At 34.8% G+C, this 18664-nt stretch carries 11 protein-coding genes; 3 read left to right on the top strand and 8 right to left on the bottom strand.

What is annotated here, in order from left to right; all coding sequences use genetic code 11:
* Window positions 1–374: 374 nt before the first annotated feature.
* A complete protein-coding gene (locus tag RINTHH_RS05425) occupies window positions 375–1196 on the bottom strand; it encodes an acyl-CoA desaturase (protein ID WP_008233847.1) in 822 nt (273 codons plus the stop codon).
* A 435-nt stretch (window positions 1197–1631) separates the two neighbouring features.
* Window positions 1632–1772 carry a hypothetical protein gene (locus RINTHH_RS11015; RefSeq protein ID WP_008233845.1) on the bottom strand — a complete coding sequence of 47 codons (141 nt, stop codon included), beginning with the start codon at window positions 1770–1772 and terminating at the stop codon, window positions 1632–1634.
* A 200-nt stretch (window positions 1773–1972) separates the two neighbouring features.
* On the opposite strand from RINTHH_RS11015, the gene RINTHH_RS05420 reads away from it, so the two are divergent.
* The gene (locus tag RINTHH_RS05420) at window positions 1973–4228 is read left to right on the top strand and encodes a ribonucleoside-diphosphate reductase subunit alpha (RefSeq protein ID WP_008233844.1); all 2256 of its coding nucleotides are present in this window, start codon (window positions 1973–1975) and stop codon (window positions 4226–4228) included.
* A 325-nt stretch (window positions 4229–4553) separates the two neighbouring features.
* Complete coding sequence (locus tag RINTHH_RS05415) at window positions 4554–5612, top strand: ribonucleotide-diphosphate reductase subunit beta (RefSeq protein WP_008233834.1); 1059 nt, start codon at window positions 4554–4556, stop codon at window positions 5610–5612.
* Window positions 5613–6599: 987 nt separating this feature from the next.
* Here RINTHH_RS05415 and RINTHH_RS05410 read toward each other — a convergent pair.
* Both RINTHH_RS05410 and ldpA read right to left on the bottom strand, forming a co-directional pair.
* Complete coding sequence (locus RINTHH_RS05410; RefSeq protein ID WP_008233832.1) at window positions 6600–8324, bottom strand: R3H domain-containing nucleic acid-binding protein; 1725 nt, start codon at window positions 8322–8324, stop codon at window positions 6600–6602.
* A gap of 99 nt (window positions 8325–8423) precedes the next feature.
* Complete coding sequence (ldpA, locus tag RINTHH_RS05405; protein WP_008233826.1) at window positions 8424–9545, bottom strand: circadian clock protein LdpA; 1122 nt, start codon at window positions 9543–9545, stop codon at window positions 8424–8426.
* Window positions 9546–10680: 1135 nt separating this feature from the next.
* Between ldpA and RINTHH_RS05400 the strand changes: the two genes are divergently transcribed.
* A complete protein-coding gene (locus RINTHH_RS05400; RefSeq protein ID WP_044258171.1) occupies window positions 10681–11217 on the top strand; it encodes a DUF4330 domain-containing protein in 537 nt (178 codons plus the stop codon).
* A gap of 870 nt (window positions 11218–12087) precedes the next feature.
* On the opposite strand, the gene RINTHH_RS05395 is transcribed toward RINTHH_RS05400, so the two are convergent.
* From RINTHH_RS05395 to hisB, 4 genes are all read right to left on the bottom strand, one after another.
* Window positions 12088–12903 (bottom strand): carbon-nitrogen hydrolase family protein, encoded by an 816-nt coding sequence (locus tag RINTHH_RS05395; RefSeq protein WP_044304705.1) that lies wholly within the window; start codon window positions 12901–12903, stop codon window positions 12088–12090.
* A 303-nt stretch (window positions 12904–13206) separates the two neighbouring features.
* A complete protein-coding gene (locus RINTHH_RS11690) occupies window positions 13207–13290 on the bottom strand; it encodes a hypothetical protein (RefSeq protein WP_408005759.1) in 84 nt (27 codons plus the stop codon).
* Between the two features lie 1481 nt (window positions 13291–14771).
* The gene (locus RINTHH_RS05390; RefSeq protein WP_044304704.1) at window positions 14772–16265 is read right to left on the bottom strand and encodes a polysaccharide biosynthesis/export family protein; all 1494 of its coding nucleotides are present in this window, start codon (window positions 16263–16265) and stop codon (window positions 14772–14774) included.
* A 1453-nt stretch (window positions 16266–17718) separates the two neighbouring features.
* Window positions 17719–18369, bottom strand: a complete 651-nt coding sequence (gene hisB, locus RINTHH_RS05385) for an imidazoleglycerol-phosphate dehydratase HisB (protein WP_081606230.1) — start codon at window positions 18367–18369, stop codon at window positions 17719–17721.
* Between the last annotated feature and the right edge of the window lie 295 nt (window positions 18370–18664).

Genomic DNA, 18664 nt, shown 5'->3' with positions numbered 1-18664 from the left:
TTTTGAGGTGGATTTTTCTAACTGTCAAATTGATTAAGGTATAGTTAAGAGGCCTGATCTAAATCTTGTCTTACTTTCCTGTAAACAGAAGTTTTATCTATATCTAAACAAGTCTACTTATTAGGTTTATGAAATTATAAAATTTGGCCGTGTTAAACAACCTACAATGACAATGGTATTTTTTGTCTGCTAAAATATATGTTTAAGCTAACCTAGATTAATAGCTGTTAGATTCCCCTCCTTGTATGAACTTGAAATGCTGGTGGGGTCTTTCCATATCAGCTTTATGGGTTCATCATTTTTTTTCATTTGTTCTTTAGCTTCAGCTACAATTCCTTCATTTAATCTTGGTAATTTTAGTAAGCTATGGTAATTTATTCTCGTTGTGTAGTCTTGACATTAGTGACTAAACCTAGTGACTGTAGGAGTCTAATGGTTATCCAGGTAACATCAATTTCCCACCATTCTAAACCATGACGTGCTGAATATTGGAATGCATGATGATTATTGTGCCAACCCTCCCCAAAAGTTAGTAGAGCGACCCACCAACAGTTAGTTGAGCAGTCTTCCGAATCATAGCTACGGTAGCCTACCATGTGACAAGCACTATTGACGAACATGGTAGAGTGAGTTCCTACAAACAAACGTACAAATATCCCCCAAATAACAAAGGACGAACCACCCAATAAATACAAAATAATTGCTAAAAATAGCTGTAACTCAATATAATATTCGTGACAAAAACGATAAAAGGGATCTTTGGCAATGTCTTTTGTTAGTCTGGGTATTTCCTTTCTAGTAGGTACAGAGTGCATTAACCAGTTGATGTGACTCCACCAAAAGCCCTGATTAGAGTTGTGTGGGTCTTTTTCCTGATCGGAATATAAATGGTGAGCTCTATGATATCCTACCCAGCCAAGCACTCCTCCCTGGAGAGCTAGGGTCCCACACAAAATTAAGAAATATTCTAGCCATTTGGGAGCTTGCAAACTTTGATGGGTGGCCAGACGGTGAAACCCAAAAGAAATTCCCAGACCAATAGTAATCCAATGTAAAAATACTGCTATACAGACAGAATTCCAACTAAAGGTGTGGGGTAGGAATACTAACAGTACTGCGAGATGAAGTATGCAAGTAGAAATAATCACCTTTGGTCTAGGAGAAACTGAATTAAGTTGAGGCAAATTCCTAGTCATGACTTTCTTTACCCTACACCGAATATAATTTAGTTGACTTTCGAGACAAATATAATCTCAGCTGATAGCAAGTTTTGAATGCCCTAACTACAATTAATAGATTTATTTTTACCTGTGGGGAATACTAATACCAGTCTCGTAGTTTTTAACACTTGACCCTTACATTACTTAAGTAATGTACTATGCAGTGATTTGCCAAAAATTACTCTGGTCTCAAGTTAAATTTGAAACCCCTAACCTGAACATAAAAACAAAATAGTTTGTTAATAGGGAATTTAATAATTAATTACAATTATTTATTTGGGTTTCTTAAAAATTAGCCATATACAGCCTGCAGATGAGTAAAAAAATATGAATCAATCTCCTCAGATACTCGAAACCTATAAGGCAAACTTTTATTACAGTTATAGGATATTCCAATGTTTGTAATAGTTTTTATCTTTTACTTCCAACAGCCACCCCTCCATCAGAGTTCAGACGCTTTCGAATACTAACACAACTGTAATTTGCTTGCGTAAAAATCAATTGTCGATATATACTGGCACTCACCATTATATCAGGGTGGATTTTATTCATTACAAAAACCCACTCTGGATTGTAATTGTATATTTTTCCTTGAATTTCGTTTTGCTTTTCAAGCTTATGACTTGTTGAGGTTTCCAGTTTTCAATGATACGTAATATTATTGACACTGACAGTCTTTTCCATTATTAAATCCGGCTATCAGTTATATTCTGCAAGCTATTTTTCTCCAGTTCATCAAAAACTTATCTGGTATGCAGGCTTCATCTACACTTTTCGAGGACTCCACAAGGAATATTTGTGTTATTCACCGTGATGGTTCGACGACCCCGTTGGAGATTTGTAAAATTCGTACAGTAGTTAATTGGGCTTGTAGGGCCCTTGCAACAAATCCTATAGCCTTAGAAGCTCAGTTAAAAACTCGATTACGTCCTGGTATTACTACAAGGGAAATCCAAGACAATTTGATTCGTTGTGCCTTGGAATTGTGTAGCCCAGAGGAACCTGATTGGCGTTATGTGGCAGGGCGTTTACATATTTGGAGTTTATGGAAAGATACTCAAGTTAGTCGTGGTTATCAGTATGGGGAATATGCTCGGACTGTACAACAAAAAGTTCTGTTAGGAGAATATGATAGCCGCATTTCCTTATACTCCCCAGAAGAGTTGGAGATTGCCAACTCTTGGATAAATCCTGATTGGGATGCTGATTATGATTATGCTGGGGCAGTGATGTTAACGGAACGATATCTTCTGGCAAATGAGTTACCTCAGGAGGCGTTTTTAACTTGTGCACTCTTAATTGCTTCGGTTGAAACGCCAGACAACCGGTTAAATTGGTCATGGAAATTCTATAGAGCAATCGCTCGGCGTCAAATATCTTTAGCAACACCAATTCTGGCAAATTTGCGGGTGCCTAATGGCTCTCTTGCAAGCTGTTTTATAACAGCTATGGATGATAATTTGGAGAGTATTTTTGAAAATATTCATGATGCAGCACGTATTTCCAAAAATGGCGGTGGTGTGGGGGTCAATCTGTCTCGGATCAGGGCCACTGGCAGTTGGGTTATGGGTAAGAAGAATGCTTCTGGTGGTGTAGTACCATGGATTAAACTATTGAATGATACAGCGATTGCGGTTAATCAGGGAGGAAGGAGGGCTGGTGCAGTTACTGTAAGTTTAGATATCTGGCATTTTGACTTACCAGAATTCCTGGATATGCAAACTGAGAATGGAGACGCTAGGCGGAAAGCTTATGATGTTTTCCCACAATTGGTTGTCAATGATGAATTTATGCGGCGAGTGGCGGCAGGTGCAACATGGACTTTGGTAGATCCTTATGAGGTGCGGACTAATTTAGGTGTGGAACTGGCGGAACTATGGGGTGAAGCCTTTGTAGAATCTTACCTGCAAATCGAAGCAAGTTTAGATAGCTCTATTACAATTTACAAAAAAGTAAATGCCCGGGCTTTTCTAAAACAGGTAATGCGAAGCCAATTAGAAACTGGGATGCCTTATCTATGGTTCAAGGATACTGCCAACCGAGCTAACCCCAATCAGCATCAGGGCTACATTCCTGGAGGTAATTTGTGTCAAGAGTCCTGGTCAAATGTAAAACCAGGTGAAGAAGCACATACGTGTAATCTTGTAAGTATTAATCTTGCAAATCTAGATTATGAGGAACAAGAGGGAATATGTCACACGGCAGTAAGAATACTAGATAACACTATTGATCTGACTTCACCTCCATTCACTGCGAGTGCCAATCATAACGTTAAATACCGTACAATTGGGGTCGGCTGTATGGGCCTAGCAGACTGGCTAGCCAAACGTCACCTCACCTACTCTGACCTTCAAGAAATCAGTAATTTATTTGAAGATATTGGTTACTATTGTACTGCAGCCTCTATGGAGCTAGCTAAAGAGCGGGGTGCATATCCTGTTTTTACAGGTAGTGAGTGGAGTAAGGGAAATTTAATTGGAGCAAGGCCTGTAGATTGGTTTGAGCAGCATGCTAACTCACCAGAGCGGTTTTTAAAATTGAGTCAGGATATTAAAAAATATGGAGTCCGTAATTCACACATTACGAGTATAGCACCGAACACTTCCTCTTCTTTGGTTCAGGGTTGTACAGCCAGTGTTTTGCCAGTTTACAGCAGGTTCTTCTATGAAAAATGGGCAAAAGGTTCAGTACCAATTGCACCACCATATATTCGGGACCACTTGTGGTTCTATGGAGAGAATAAGACACTAGACCAAAAAAAAATTGTCAAAGTCATTGCCACAATCCAACAATGGATTGATACAGGGATTTCCATGGAATTGCTATTTAATTTAAATGCAGGAGTTTATTTTCCTGATGATCCAGAACGGTGCCTTACTGCTGTAGATATTTTTGAAACCATTATGCTGGCCTGGGAGTTGGGTTGTAAGGCAATATACTATATTCGCACTGTACAAAAAGATAGCTTTAAGGAATCAAATAAGCAATGTGTTGCCTGTGCGAACTAAAGCCAAAATCATATACTCTTGGCAAATAGAATTTCCAAAGAAAGTAGAGATTTTCCCTGTGGTCATGGGTTGATTATATGCCCGATTGTTTTGTTGAATTCACGTCACTAATTGATTACATCAGCATATGATTTGACTATTAAACTTTATGACTTATGAACTTTTTGCCTCATTTTTTATTGTGGGCACATCACTAAATGAGAATGAGCAAATGAATTTTTTGAACATTTTTGAACAACTTATTTCTTGGTAACCAAAGGTATCCAGAATTGTTCTTGTAAATTCATCATGTAGAATCAATCCAAAAACCTAAATCGCTTGATCAATGTACCAACTAAAACAATCATTAATGCCAATTAACCCTGTTTTTAATCCTAAGGGAAATGATGATACAGGGAATCGCTTGATATGGTTCGGAGAGACCACCAATTTAATGCAATTAAATGATGTTCGTTATTCCTGGGCTGTATCTCTATATCGCCAAATGCGGGAGAATTTTTGGATTCCCGAAAAAATAGATATCACTCAAGATATAGTAGACTATGTTAACCTTACTCCTGAAGAAAGACGGGCATTTGATGGGATTCTGAGCTACCTCACATTTCTTGATTCGGTACAAACCTGTAATGTACCTCATCTCAAAAATAGTGTTACAGCTCCGGAAATAGCATTATGTATGGCAGAACAAATTTCACAAGAGGCAATGCATAATCAATCCTATCAGTATGTTATTGAAACAGTGATTCCGAATGATCGCCGAACACAACTATATGAGTTTTGGCGCAGTGATATTATTTTAAAGGAACGATGTGAATTTATTGCTGGACTATACCAAAAGTACGTTGATAATCCAACGCCAGAAAATTACTTTGTTTCGTTATTAGCGGATTATTTGTTGGAATCTATTTACTTCTACAATGGGTTTATATTTTTCTACAATTTGTCCTCACGGATGCTCATGTCTGGAATTGCCGATGTTTTTAAAATGATTAATAGAGATGAGCTATCCCATGTGCGTCTATATCAAAAATTAATTCCAGAGGCAATGAAAATTTTCCCCCATAGCCGTGAGCAGATTTATGAAATGTTTGCTCTTGCTGTTCAGTATGAATGTAAGTGGACTTCACATATTGTTGGAGATAATATTCTAGGTATTACAACCAAAAGTACAGAACAATACACAAAATATCTTGCAAATATACGATTGCAGGCAATTGGTTTAGAGCCATTATTTACAGAATCAGTTTATAAAAAAAGTCCCTACGTCCACTTAGAACGATTATCAGATACTAAAAAGGAAGCTCACACCAAAGCAAACTTTTTCGAAGCTAGTGTAACTAGTTATGTTATGTCTTCTAGTATTGAAGGCTGGGATGATTTCTAACAGGAGTTTTTATAAAAATTACCTTGTATCTCTAGGTGCCTTATCTGAGTAAATTTTAAGAGATATATCTTTTATTGTAACATTACATATTTTTGATGTTTTCTTTCATTGGTTTCTTCTATTTTACTATGCAAGTCTTGAGATATGATAAAAAGTTGATTGTGTGAAGAAAAAAATTATATTATCATTCTTCCTAATTTGGATGTGTAGAATTCAGGCTATTTTCAATAGAATAATACTACCTTACAGTTAATATGAAATTGTTTGGGGAATGAGAAGTAGTATTCTTTGCGACAACTTTTTTGGTAAAAGAGCCTAAAGTCAGATCATGTATGTTTGGGAGAGTAATCATTCATGTTTCCTAATAGCTAGTGTTGAGTTCCTAAGTGACAGTTTTGTTATTTTTTGTGGTGATGGGATGTTAGCTTAACTTAGTACTATCAACATTTCTTGAACTTTTGCGAAACTAAGTTTTTACTCGGAAAATATACAAAGTAGAATGGTTTGTATACTCCCAATAACTCAGCTAGGGTTTGTAATTTTCTCTTCAAGCTGTATAGTAAGATACTAGTCCATTAAGGTTTATTTTGGTTTAATTAGTATTTTTGATCCGATTCTTCATGATACCTATGAAAAAGTAATCCCAGTCCATAAAGAACCGAACCAGTACATATACAAGTGGTAGTAGTACTTACACAACCTGGTTGGTGATTCGCATTACAAATAACACACAATATATTTAGATTAGTTGAAAATCAGTAACAGCTGGTCAGTAATAGGGTAGTACTGTATTGAGTTGAGTAAGATGCGGATGTTCTCGCAAGTTGTGACCATAACCACTGATATCAGTGGTTATGGTCTTGTAGTTACTGGTATTGAATTACTTTTTAGCAGTTCTCAAGCCTAATAGTTGTTTGTGAGAATATGTACCTCCCCGAAGAAGAATTTTGTGATACTACTCATATCTTCTTCTAATCATCATTAAAATTAAGCCGGGTAGATTCTTAGGCGTCGATTTGGTTCTTCTCCAAAACTGTCGGACTTAAGACGATAGTGCTCTACCAGCTCATGTTGCATTCTGCGTACTTGGGAGGAACGAGGTAGTAATTCTACAGGCTGACCTTTGGGAATAACAATTTGCTCGACAGCTAGTCTAGTTTCTTCCAAAGCATCCATCTCGTCATCGCTGCCACTATGTAAGAGGAGTTGTAGTTCCTTTTCATCAGTAATGTTAGGCTCTTCCATATGTAAAATACGTCGTAGCCCCCTTGTAATTTGAGGTATGGTACTAGACTTTATCATTTGTATAGGTAAATGTCGGGTCTTGGCCATGTGGCGTAGTTTAGTATGGTTTTTAACATGTGACCGTAATGCCAGAATAGCATCAGAACTGTCTAATTCTTTTGTTAAAATAACTGGGAGATCTAACACATTAATAATCTGTTCTAACTGGTGACGGCTAACTCCATAAGGGTATATATGTAGTGGTAAATCTTCACCATTAGGACCTGTCTGCCTTATCTCATTAAAGTTCAGATCACCACTATAATTTAAGGATTGCTCTAACAAACGGTCAAATTCCCTTTTTTCTGGCAATGCTTTTAATGAAGGTAATGGTTGCATTTGTCCAGAGGAACGCCACCCATTGGTTTGTCTTCCTGCAGATATGATGGTTGATTCCTTAGATTGTTGACATTTATTACCATTAAGAGCAGTTAATTGGTGAACAACTCTCACTTTGCCATTTTCATCTACTGTCCTCACCTGTGGGCTAGGTAGTCTTCCACGCAGCAAATTATCTACCGTATCTGCTGCACTTTCATGTATAACCCATCTTTGCCGTTCAAGCATTTCTATGGCAATTTCAAAGGTAGGAGGTGCTTTTCTTTCTAGTACAGTTTTTTGACTACCTCGTCTTCTAGCTTCGTCATCTCCCAGAGTGACAGCTTGAATACCACCAACTAAATCACAGAGGGTAGGATTCTTGATTAAATTTTCAATTTGATTTCCGTGAGCTGTACCTACTAATTGAACTCCTCTTTCGGCGATGGTACGGGCTGCCAGGGCTTCTAATTCTGTACCAATCTCATCAATAATAATAACTTCTGGCATATGGTTTTCCACAGCCTCAATCATTACCTGATGCTGTTGTTCTGGATGAGCTACTTGCATACGTCGAGCTTTACCAATAGCCGGGTGTGAAATATCTCCATCACCAGCAATTTCATTGGAAGTGTCAATGATAACAACTCGTTTATTTAAATCATCTGCTAAGACCCGGGCAATTTCGCGTAAAGCAGTTGTTTTCCCTACCCCTGGACGACCAAGCATAAGAATTGACTGTCCAGTTTCGACTAAATCACGTACCATCCCGATAGTACCAAACACAGCTCTGCCAATTCGACAGGTTAAACCGATAATTTTACTACTACGATTGCGGATTGCACTGATTCGGTGCAAGGTTTGTTCAATTCCGGCCCGATTATCTCCACCAAACATTCCTACTCTTGATATGCAATCATCTATCTGGTCCTGAGTAACGAGTTTTTGGCTCAGGTACTCAGTTAAATTAGCAAAGCGGGCCTCTGGGCGGCGACCTAAATCTAACACTACTTCTACTAAAGTGTCTCGCTGAGAATGCTTTTCTAATGTAAGCCTTAGTTCTATTGGTAAAATGTCTAATAACTTTTGGAGGTCGTCTGTAATTGTCATACGTTCTCTGGTGACATTTTTAGAGACAAGGAGGAAATTCTATTTCCTAATTATTTATAGTTTAGGCAATTTGTTTTAGTACACTTAAAATTCAGGGTACTAAAGCGATTTAATTTGGGAGACAAGAGAAGAAGCTAGGCAAACAGCCTCCCAGAGCAACTTTGGTTCTTCTTCTAAATGATTTTTCGCTGACATGCCAGTAATATTCATCTCCTTATTTTCTAATTTTTCTAAAATCGGTGATAACAGCATACGAGCATAGCTACCATAACCAACTCCAGAGATATAAGACTGTGAATTTTCTTTATATAAAAGTCCCATATCCTTGAGTTTGGGAACAGTATAATTGTTAGTTCCACCTGCCAATTGCACATATCCTGGTAATTGAGCTGTCAAAACCTTTTTCCCGAATTTAACTGCTGCCATGGTTGTACCCTTACCAATATCTCCACTCATAGGACGACCATCTGTTTGCCATACCAATGCACATGGTAAAGGCATAACTTCTGTACATAAAGACTTCAAGTACTCAATTACACCTTTCCCATCAGGACAACTAATTGCTACTAGTTCCAATTGTTCAACCCATGGTGTTATCTTATTCCATAAACGCCTAAACTCTAGCAGATTTCCTACCTGAGTATGAATTTCTATCGCATTAATCCCCGATGATAGTATTAATGGTATGATCATTTCAAGTCTTGATAAGTAAGACGATGTATGAATTAGCCCATGAGAACATACTGAAAGGCAACGACCACAACCATAACATTTTTCAGGTATGATCCCAGCAGAAAATTCTTCTATTTTGTTCTCCTTATAAACTAGCCCTTGCCGGGTATTAAGTATAATTGCTTGTGATGGACAAATTCTTTCACATGGTCCAGTACAATTTGAAGGGCACATATCCGGATCAAACTTTGCTTTGCGAAAATGGGGATCTTCACCATCATTGAGGCTAACCATAAGCAAAGGGGGGATCTGATTCTCATTAAAACCCTGCTCCTGAGACAAAACAAAATTTCTAGCAACTTCTAGGCCCCTCCTTGCAGAAGCTACTACCGCTGGATCAGCAGCTATATCAATGCAGTCAGCACCTGCCAGAGTATACACTAGTGTGAGGTTTCTAACTGCTGGTAGAAATTTGTAACTAGCCCCACAGATTAACTTGAACCAGTTACCTTGTTCCAAAGCTTGTAGATGATTGTACAAATTAACCACTATTAATACTACGCTATGTTGGAGAGTAGATCTGCTTTCTCAGTAAGTTCTCTTTACTTATGGCTGTAAGAAAAGGGACTTTGCAATAATTGAAAACAAACCAAAACTTTATTAGCAATATCAATGTCCTTGGAGAATATGGAACACTGACTTCAGAAGTCAAACCATATAGCTTAGGTTGTATGAACAGATGTTCGGAAAATATAAATCCGTACTTTTGATTATTGGCAGGAGAAAAGTGATTAATTTAAGGCATTCAGAATTCAAAGATATTCCTATAAAAGAGATTAAGCTGTATACTGGATTTGACTTAATCATAGTCATACAAAGAGAAAATTGTTTGGGGTATGTATGTTTATTATAAAGAAACTTTTTCAAAAGTGATTAGGAGTTTAATCTCATACCTCTAAGTTAATATAAAACCTCTTCTGTTGCTTTAATATTTACTGATGTCTTAGTATTTACAACCCTTATTAATTTGCCTAAATATACGTTTGCTACAAATGTGAACAATTCTTGAATAATTATACTATAAATTTCTACGTAATTATCTGCTAGTCCAATTAGAGACAATGACTAGTCTGGCAAATATACTTATACTTTTGTGATATACCAGTTATGACAAGTAGTTCTAAATCATAATGATGACTTTGATCAAGAAAAATCTAATCAGTTTGATTTATTATGGCTAACAACCACCAGGTTTTCATTATTGGGATCGTAAGAACTGACTTCTGGACAGTTAGTTGTTAGTTATTTTATATTGACCAGTTTCATATTCTGAAATGTGTAGTAAAAATAGGTTACTTGCATTCTTGGTAGAAAATTAGGGATAATACAATCCATAAGGTTTATGGATTGTATTAAAGTTAAGTTTTCCAATTAGCTATAATTCAGTGGAAAATCTTGTTATATAGAAGTTAAACATGGGGTATGTTTGGTTTGAGTTATCTGGGAAAAATAGTTGGTTACTACAATACCCCCTAAATAACTACTTCGCTAATATAACCAGGATAAATGGATATGAGAGATTTTGCATTGTTAAAAAATCCCCTCACTCCATATATAGGATATTGAAGTGGTAGATACCTGATGCTTAATCATTTATTATTTGCTTTTGTTTAGGAAAACTATGATGACTATTTTAGATTCTAAAGGACGTTTGTTCGGTAAACTTAATATATTAGACTTTTGTGCTAGCTTAGTGATTTTGCTTGTTATTATTGGCATATTTTTTTCCCCCGGTAGTAGTGGTTCTGCTGGCTTATTAGGAACAAAAACAGTACCTATTGAAGTGGATTTAGTCGTGAGGGGACTAAGTGTTCGCGATCCTCAACGTTTAGTTGAGCAAGGCCTTACAAAGGGTGGCAAAACTCATATAATCATCCGTAATCAACCATATGGAGAAGTTAAGATTAAATCAATGGAAGTATTCCCTAGAAATATAATTGCGACCCTACCTGATGGCAAGGTCATGGAAGTAGATGATCCAAGACAAGGTAACTTTAGTACTGATATACTACTAACTCTTCTAGGGAAGGCTCAAATTACTAACAATGGTCCTGTTTTAGGCAACAGTAAAGTTAAAATTGGGATGCCATTTGAATTGGAGGGGTTCAACTATAATTTCAAAGCCAGTGTGATTGATATCCGTATTCAAGATAAGTCTTAAAATAATTGGAGATTTATGAGTTGATAATATTAAAAGTTGATAATAGTTGTTTATTGATTATTGTAAGTATGATTTAAAATAACTGAATAAGTTTACCTTCCATCGTGTAAAAATTTGTTGATAAGGTATACTATTGATACAGATAGTTGCTGGTTTATTACGTATTACTGCTGGAATACCTTACTTTGCTCCAGCAGCTGTTGACCTTCTAACCTCCAACCTCTTATTTTGACTTACAGTGTTTGCAATATGAAGGTTTTTAATGTCAATAGTCGTTTTAAATAAGCTTAAATTTATGATACTTGCGAACACACTGTTGAATATTAACTTACCATCCATCAATAGAAAGAGGTTTTAATAATGTGCCCAACCTATCAGGCACGATAAGAATATAGGAGAGTTTTTTATATATTATTATGTTACGATATCACTGTATTTTTATTTCAATTGCCTTTATAAGCAGTTAATAAATTGAAGAGCTGGCACTTACTATTTACTTGAAACTTTTACTATCAATAAACCAAACCACACGAATATTATCAGTTTATCAATTGGTATCAAGGATCTTGACTATTAAATTAATATTAGCAACTATGGTATTTTTAATATGTCCTACATTTCTCATAACATATATCTTCATAAAAAATAAGATATTGTTATTTATGATAACTAGTGACCTGAGCAACTAAATATTCCCGCTAGCTAAAATTGTGTTTCAAGTAGTTCTTGTCGTTCTATAGTAAAGAGTTTTATTTTAGAAAATTAATCTGTCATTTACATTCAGGGTTTATTATTACTAATAAACCCCAGCCAATTTGTTTTGCTTTAGCAGATATTGCTTGAATTTAGTATTAACTAAATAATTTAGTATTAGCCAAATACTCGGTGTTGCAGACTGGGCATTTGCCGGCGTACCTGTTCTAAACGTGAAAAATTGATTTCCGCGATTGCAACGCCTGGTTTCTCTCCAGCATCTGCCAGAATGACCCCCCAAGGATCGATAATCATTGCATGCCCATGGGTTTGACGACGGGCATAGTGGGTTCCAGTTTGTGCTGGTGCAATCACGTAACAGGTGTTCTCAATAGCTCTAGCTTGTAATAGTACTCGCCAATGGTCTTTTCCAGTAAATGCAGTAAATGCTGCAGGAACAAAAATCACATCCATTCCTTGATATGACATCTGGCGGTAGAATTCTGGAAAACGCACATCATAGCATACAGAAATACCAATATTTCCCAAATCAGGAAAACTACAAACTTTAGGTATTTCCTTTCCTGCCATTACAGTACTAGATTCTTGATATGTATTACCATCAGGTACATCAACATCAAACAAATGTACTTTATGATAGTAACTCACCACTTGCCCATTGGAGTTAATCAATAATGCAGTATTGTAAACCTTAGTACACTGTTCTACTGGTACAGGAAAACCACCACCAAGAATAGTTATTTGATGACGCTGCGCCATTTTTTTTAGAAATTGTTGACTCTCCAGGGCAATAGTTTCAGCTTGGGTGATCTTGTCTACTTCTTCTCCTAAAAATGGGAAGTTTTCTGGTAGACCGATTAATTCAGCTCCTTGGCGTACGGATAAATCGATTAATTCCTCTGCTTGTGCCAAATTTTTTTCTAAGTTTGGCACACTTGTCATTTGAATAGCAGCGGCGAGATAAGACTTCATAGATTCGATAATAATAGGGAGTCAATGACAAAAATATATCTTTAATAATGATGATGATAAATTCTTGCTTATTTCCTTATTTTACAAGGTATGGGGTAATTGAACGTTTTGGCAGAAGCTAACAATGATTAGCACTATGGAAAATGTCATACTTCAGTTCAAAATCAAACAAAATGGCATTGTTGAGGTTGACATGAATAAAGTTAGCTTCATTTAGAATTAACTTACTGAAGATATAATCGCCTGAGAATAAAAATTACAGACCAGAGGTACGCATTAACAAGTCTGCACCCATAATTATACTTATTGGAAATCTGCATGGCGAAGTGTAGCCCAATGAAGTTTGGTACAATTCAGAATTACCAAAATCAAATTGGTATTGTACAAATTTGCGCCAAACAAAATACGATGATTGAGATCACTAACTTGAATTATGCTTGATTATTTACTCTCTCCCATATGTTATGTCCACCTGCATATTTTTTGATTAAGTTGCGCAATATTTTCTCAGTAAGCTTATCATGATCACATCTGCATTATTACACATAATAAGCTTAGGGTTTGTGAAGTTATTCAATAGCAAAATAATAAAATTTAAAAATTGAGTCAATCATATATAAATCTTAACATTATTTATGACTAAAATTGAATATTATTATGAGGTGAATATCATGTATTACAATGAGATAAGAGATTTTTATAACTCTTTAATTCTCACTGTTAATGATTCATGAACTTTCACCTGATGATAGTCTAGAATAAAGGATAAAATATCAGGTTATCTGAACAGTATATTGACTATATTTACGTTCAATGCTTTGCTAACTAACAACTATATTGAATGTAAATATAATCAGATTTTCAATAACTTTTGATATATAAAGTAAGCTGACTTTAAAATTATAAGTTTTAAAAACTTAAACTTGTTGTTTATATTATTTTCCGTATTTATATTTTAGTGATCATAATTAATTAGACATAATTAATTGGTATTAAACTATTTACTAGGAAATACTGGGTGTAATAATAAATTCTTTTTATCATAAGCTTTTTAGGTTAATTTGGGCTTGTATATTAATTTTGTTATCTTACTATTTAACCAATTGCTCTACTAGTATTCTTATGGATTAAACGTTTTTATTTCCAATATAAAAACTATAGTAAGTATGGATAAACAGTTGTATATTTCTTATACTCTTTCATGAGATATTCACTTCTAAAATATTTGCCTTTTCTAATTTTTGAATAAGTTTACTATGAGCTTTATCTATCTCATATAATATAAATATTAGCCTTGCTATATAAGCTAGTAATAATCAAATCATAACAACCTAAGTATACAATATGTTTTACAAATAAAAATGTTGCAAATTTAGTATGCTATTCTAATATTTTTTCTAAAAAAGGCTATTCGTTATCAATATTTAATTTATTATCTATCAATCTTGGTATTATTTTTGCTTTATTAATATAAATAGGTGGAGATTACGATTAGAACTATAGAAATACACATATTGTTAATTAAGGCCTTCAGACTTAATTGGCATCTGAATATAATAAGATAGTCTTATATATCAGAGCTTTACCATTATAAATAGATCAAAAAATATGTAATAAAAAACCGGGTTAGTAATTACCAAAACCCGTTTTATAGAATTTATGAACTAGTCTCTTTCAGAATCTAATTATGTGAATTTTGCCAAAACAAAGGTTTGGAAATACTGAAGTTCATTGTTTGTCTTCCTCTTTATTTATGAATTCAACACTACTCCAAAAGCTAATTCTGTACTTTTATAATGGCATTCTGTAATTCAATAACTGGAGAGCTCAGCTACTTTGACCCTAAATTATTAACTTGTTAAATTGCCTTAGTTATCATTATCAAATAAAAATCTAGCTATATTTATAGCTCCACTGACAGGCCCTAAAATTAATCTCAAGGGATCAGTAACCTTGGCAACATTAGAACGACCAACTAATACAACGTCATCATTGTGAAGAATTGGATTAGTCTGTTCATTGATTCCTGCTGACAAATCTACTTTGATTTTACGTTTCGTTACAGAACCATTAGGATTGAGGCGCACCATGGTTACAGTAACTCTTTTAGCTCTAGAATCATTAAAACCCCCTGCTGCAAGTATTGCAGCATTTAGAGGACTATTGGGGTTAATCTGTACTTTTCCTGGCTTTTTTACCTCCCCAACTACACCAACATTGATTTTTTCTGCCGACAAGGTTGTAATTGATAATTGAGTAGCTTCAGCCGAATTGATTTCTGTGGCAGTAGGAATAAAGATAGTATCTCCATTTTGGAGAATTACATCTTGATTTATGTCGCCACTTTGTAATAATTCCCAAAGATTAACATCAATAGTTTGTATTTTACCATTGCTTTTAGTTGGTCTCCTAATAGTAACCTTGCGGATATTAGCCTGTGATGTAATACCCCCAGCCTGTTGAATTACCCTAGTTAGTGTAGGCAAATTTGCAACAGCAACACCACCACCAGTTTGTGCTGTTCGATTAGGGATATTATCTACACTAGAAGTGACTAAATAAGAGCCTGGACGTACTATTTCACCAACTACTGCTACTGTACGGGCTGCAGTTGGGCTAGCAGCAAAGTTAAGAGCGGCTAGATTGCGAGCACTAGCCAAATCCAGCTTATCTGCAGTAGGCACAAAAATACTATCTCCATCCCTTAAAGTGATATCCTGGGGTAGTTGACCTGTTGAAACCCACTCTTCCAAGTTCAATGTTACCTCTCTTCGTCCTCCTCCTCTTACCTTTCGTCTTACCACAACACGAGTAATATCTGAAGCCATAGTTACCCCCTCTGCTGAGGTTAATGCTGCTAGAATTGTGGGGTACTGTACGCCAGGATTTTCTCCTGCCCCACCTTGAGGTATTAAGGTATAGGAGCCAGGGCGAGTAACTTCCCCAGAAACGAAAACATTGATGGGACGGGAAGATAACAAATTGACAGAAATTAAAGGACGTTTAAGGAAACGAGCATATCTTTTGGCAATTTCATCAGCAGCTTCTTCTGTTGTCAATCCTTCTAAGGTAATGCTACCAACTAAAGGGAGGTTAATTTTTCCTCCAGGGGGAATTTGATATTCTCCTGTATATTCAGGTACTTCGAATATATTTATACGTACACGATCACCTCCACCTAAAGTATAAACTCTATCTAGCTTTTTTTGTTGTGTACTTTTGGTTAATTTGTTCAGTTCAACATTAAGAGGTAAGGCCTTGATTTGAGAGGAACCAGGCGATGAGGAAAAAATAATTGGTAGTAATACCATAATTCCTACAAATTGCTGGGTAATAAATTTCAATAAACCTGTATTAAGCATACTTATAAGAAAATAACAAACATCAAGTTATGACTGAAAATTTTGATCTTGACCATACTGAATGATCTAAATTCCCTAACCCTATTATCTGCAATTTAATTAACTTTCCGTCCGAAAATTGTAGAGTAAGTTTAAAATTTTGTTAAAGTAAATTTAAAGCAAATATAATTCCCTAAAAAGCCAGAATCATCAAATTAGATTGGCTCTTATTCTTTGTTCAGTATGTAAGATATTCAATTCTATTAGAATAGCCCCGTATGTTAATACTCTAGAAGAGATGTTCAAGTTTAACTTAATATTTTAATAATAGGTATTAATTTACTGTTAGTATATAATTGAATTTTGGTCATCAATTAAATGTATAAATCCATGCTGCATATTTTTTCTATCTGCCAACTATAAAATTATTAATAAATCATATTCTTCTCATATAGTTTTAACTTGTCCTTATCGCCAACCATCTAGTTCTCATCTTTGACGACCGTTTCATCAAGTATCAGGTATACATAAAATTCCTACAAAGTTCAATTTCAAATAAGTTCTCCTCTATCTTAAATTATAGATTTATATCCCATTTTTTTCTATACTTAAATTTTTTTCTATACTTAATATGATATGATTATTTAGAATCACATTTTTTCTTAATCTTTAATGTTAATCTCATGTATTTTATATTATTGTGCATGATATATTTATGATATGAGATAATTTAGCAATACTAAATCCTAGTTAATAATGAATTTCATATTATTTATATAATGACTTGTAGAGTCCCATCACTATTGAATTATATATAATTTTGACTAGATATATTTTTGGGCAAACTCCCTAATTATAATAGCTGCAAAGTAATTTGATAACATACCCTTAATAGAGTTTGAATATATCATATAGTGACTATAAAAATTACCAAATATAAAAAGTATTAATGATTAATTAAAAACTCTATTTTAGATCACTAGCAACCTATTTTAAGGTAAAAGTTCTAACTAGTTTATCCAGTATCAATTTTTTAATATCAGTAGAAAAGATAATTACCTGTATACATTTTAATAATGTGGTTTGAACTGTACTACTCTGTATTAGTAGGCTGATTTTGTTCCTTTAATCAATTCTTTGCAAGTTATTAGTTTATACAACTTATGCTCCCTGGGTATTTAAAAATATTAGGTATACTCTTGGCAGGCTTTATTTTTACTTAGCTAGCCATCAATAAAATTAATAAAAATACATAATAAATTTGATTAATTGAGTTATTCTATCATTACTGGTAATAGAATATAATGTGTCAATCAAGTCAATTCAAGGATAACTGGTCGTATTTGCTTTTTTAGATTTAAGATTATTTAGATTTGACAGATAATAATTGAGAGTATTCCGTTTTCATTTCCTAATTAGTTAAATAAGAACCTTGTGTTCCTATTTAACCTTTCCCATTTCTCAAGTGAATTTCTTATAAAACTCCCTTAGAACTAGGAATTTTCGAAACACGCCGTGGATCGATTTCTACAGCCATACGCATCGAATAGGCAAAGGCTTTAAAGGTAGCCTCAACAATATGGTGGGAATTAATTCCGTCTAGTTGGAGAATATGTAATGTCATCTGAGCATGGTTAACCATTGCGACAAAAAATTCACGTACCAACTGAGTATCGTAATCACCAATTCTTTGAGTGGGAATCCTTAAACCATAACTTAAATGAGGTCGTCCCGAAAAATCCAAGACTGTCTGAACTAATGCTTCATCTAAAGGGGCAATAAAATGACCAAATCTTGCAATCCCTTTTCTCCTTGCTAATGCTTTTGCTATAGCTTTTCCTAATGTAATACCGACATCCTCATTAGTATGATGATCATCTATTTCCCAATCACCTTGAGCTTGGACATCTAAATCAATTAAACTATGACAAGAAATTTGATGCAGCATATGATCCAAAAAAGGAATACCTGTGGCAGCTTTACAAATACCAGTACCATCAAAATTGACTGTCACTTGTACACTAGTTTCCTGTGTTTTTCGGGTTACAGTAGCCATGCGAGCCTGGATGATAATATCTTGGGAATTTAAGAATTCTTGGCTGGAGTTATCACTAATTTTTTGCATGTTGATTTTAGTTATTAGTCAGCAATTTATGAATTAGCAGTTAGCTACAAATAACTATTTACTGGTATTTATAACTAACTTTTAGGGTTGAAATAAAATTAGTCTAAAGTGATCATGATATGAAAAACAAACACTAAATACTTAATAGCAATAACTTAAGGCAGTTGTTTAGTAGGTTATTCTAATACTTAAAAAGATATAGTTTATCTTAGTTTAGTTAATATAATAATTACCTATAGGTAGATTTATAGTAGTATTAAGTCTAGTCCAAATTCCGGAATTCCTTAGAAGTTTA

The sequence above is a fragment of the Richelia intracellularis HH01 genome (genome assembly GCF_000350105.1).
Lineage (GTDB): Bacteria > Cyanobacteriota > Cyanobacteriia > Cyanobacteriales > Nostocaceae > Richelia > Richelia intracellularis.
Note: the sequence above shows the minus strand (reverse complement) of the source record. Positions and strands in the feature narration are given on the sequence as shown.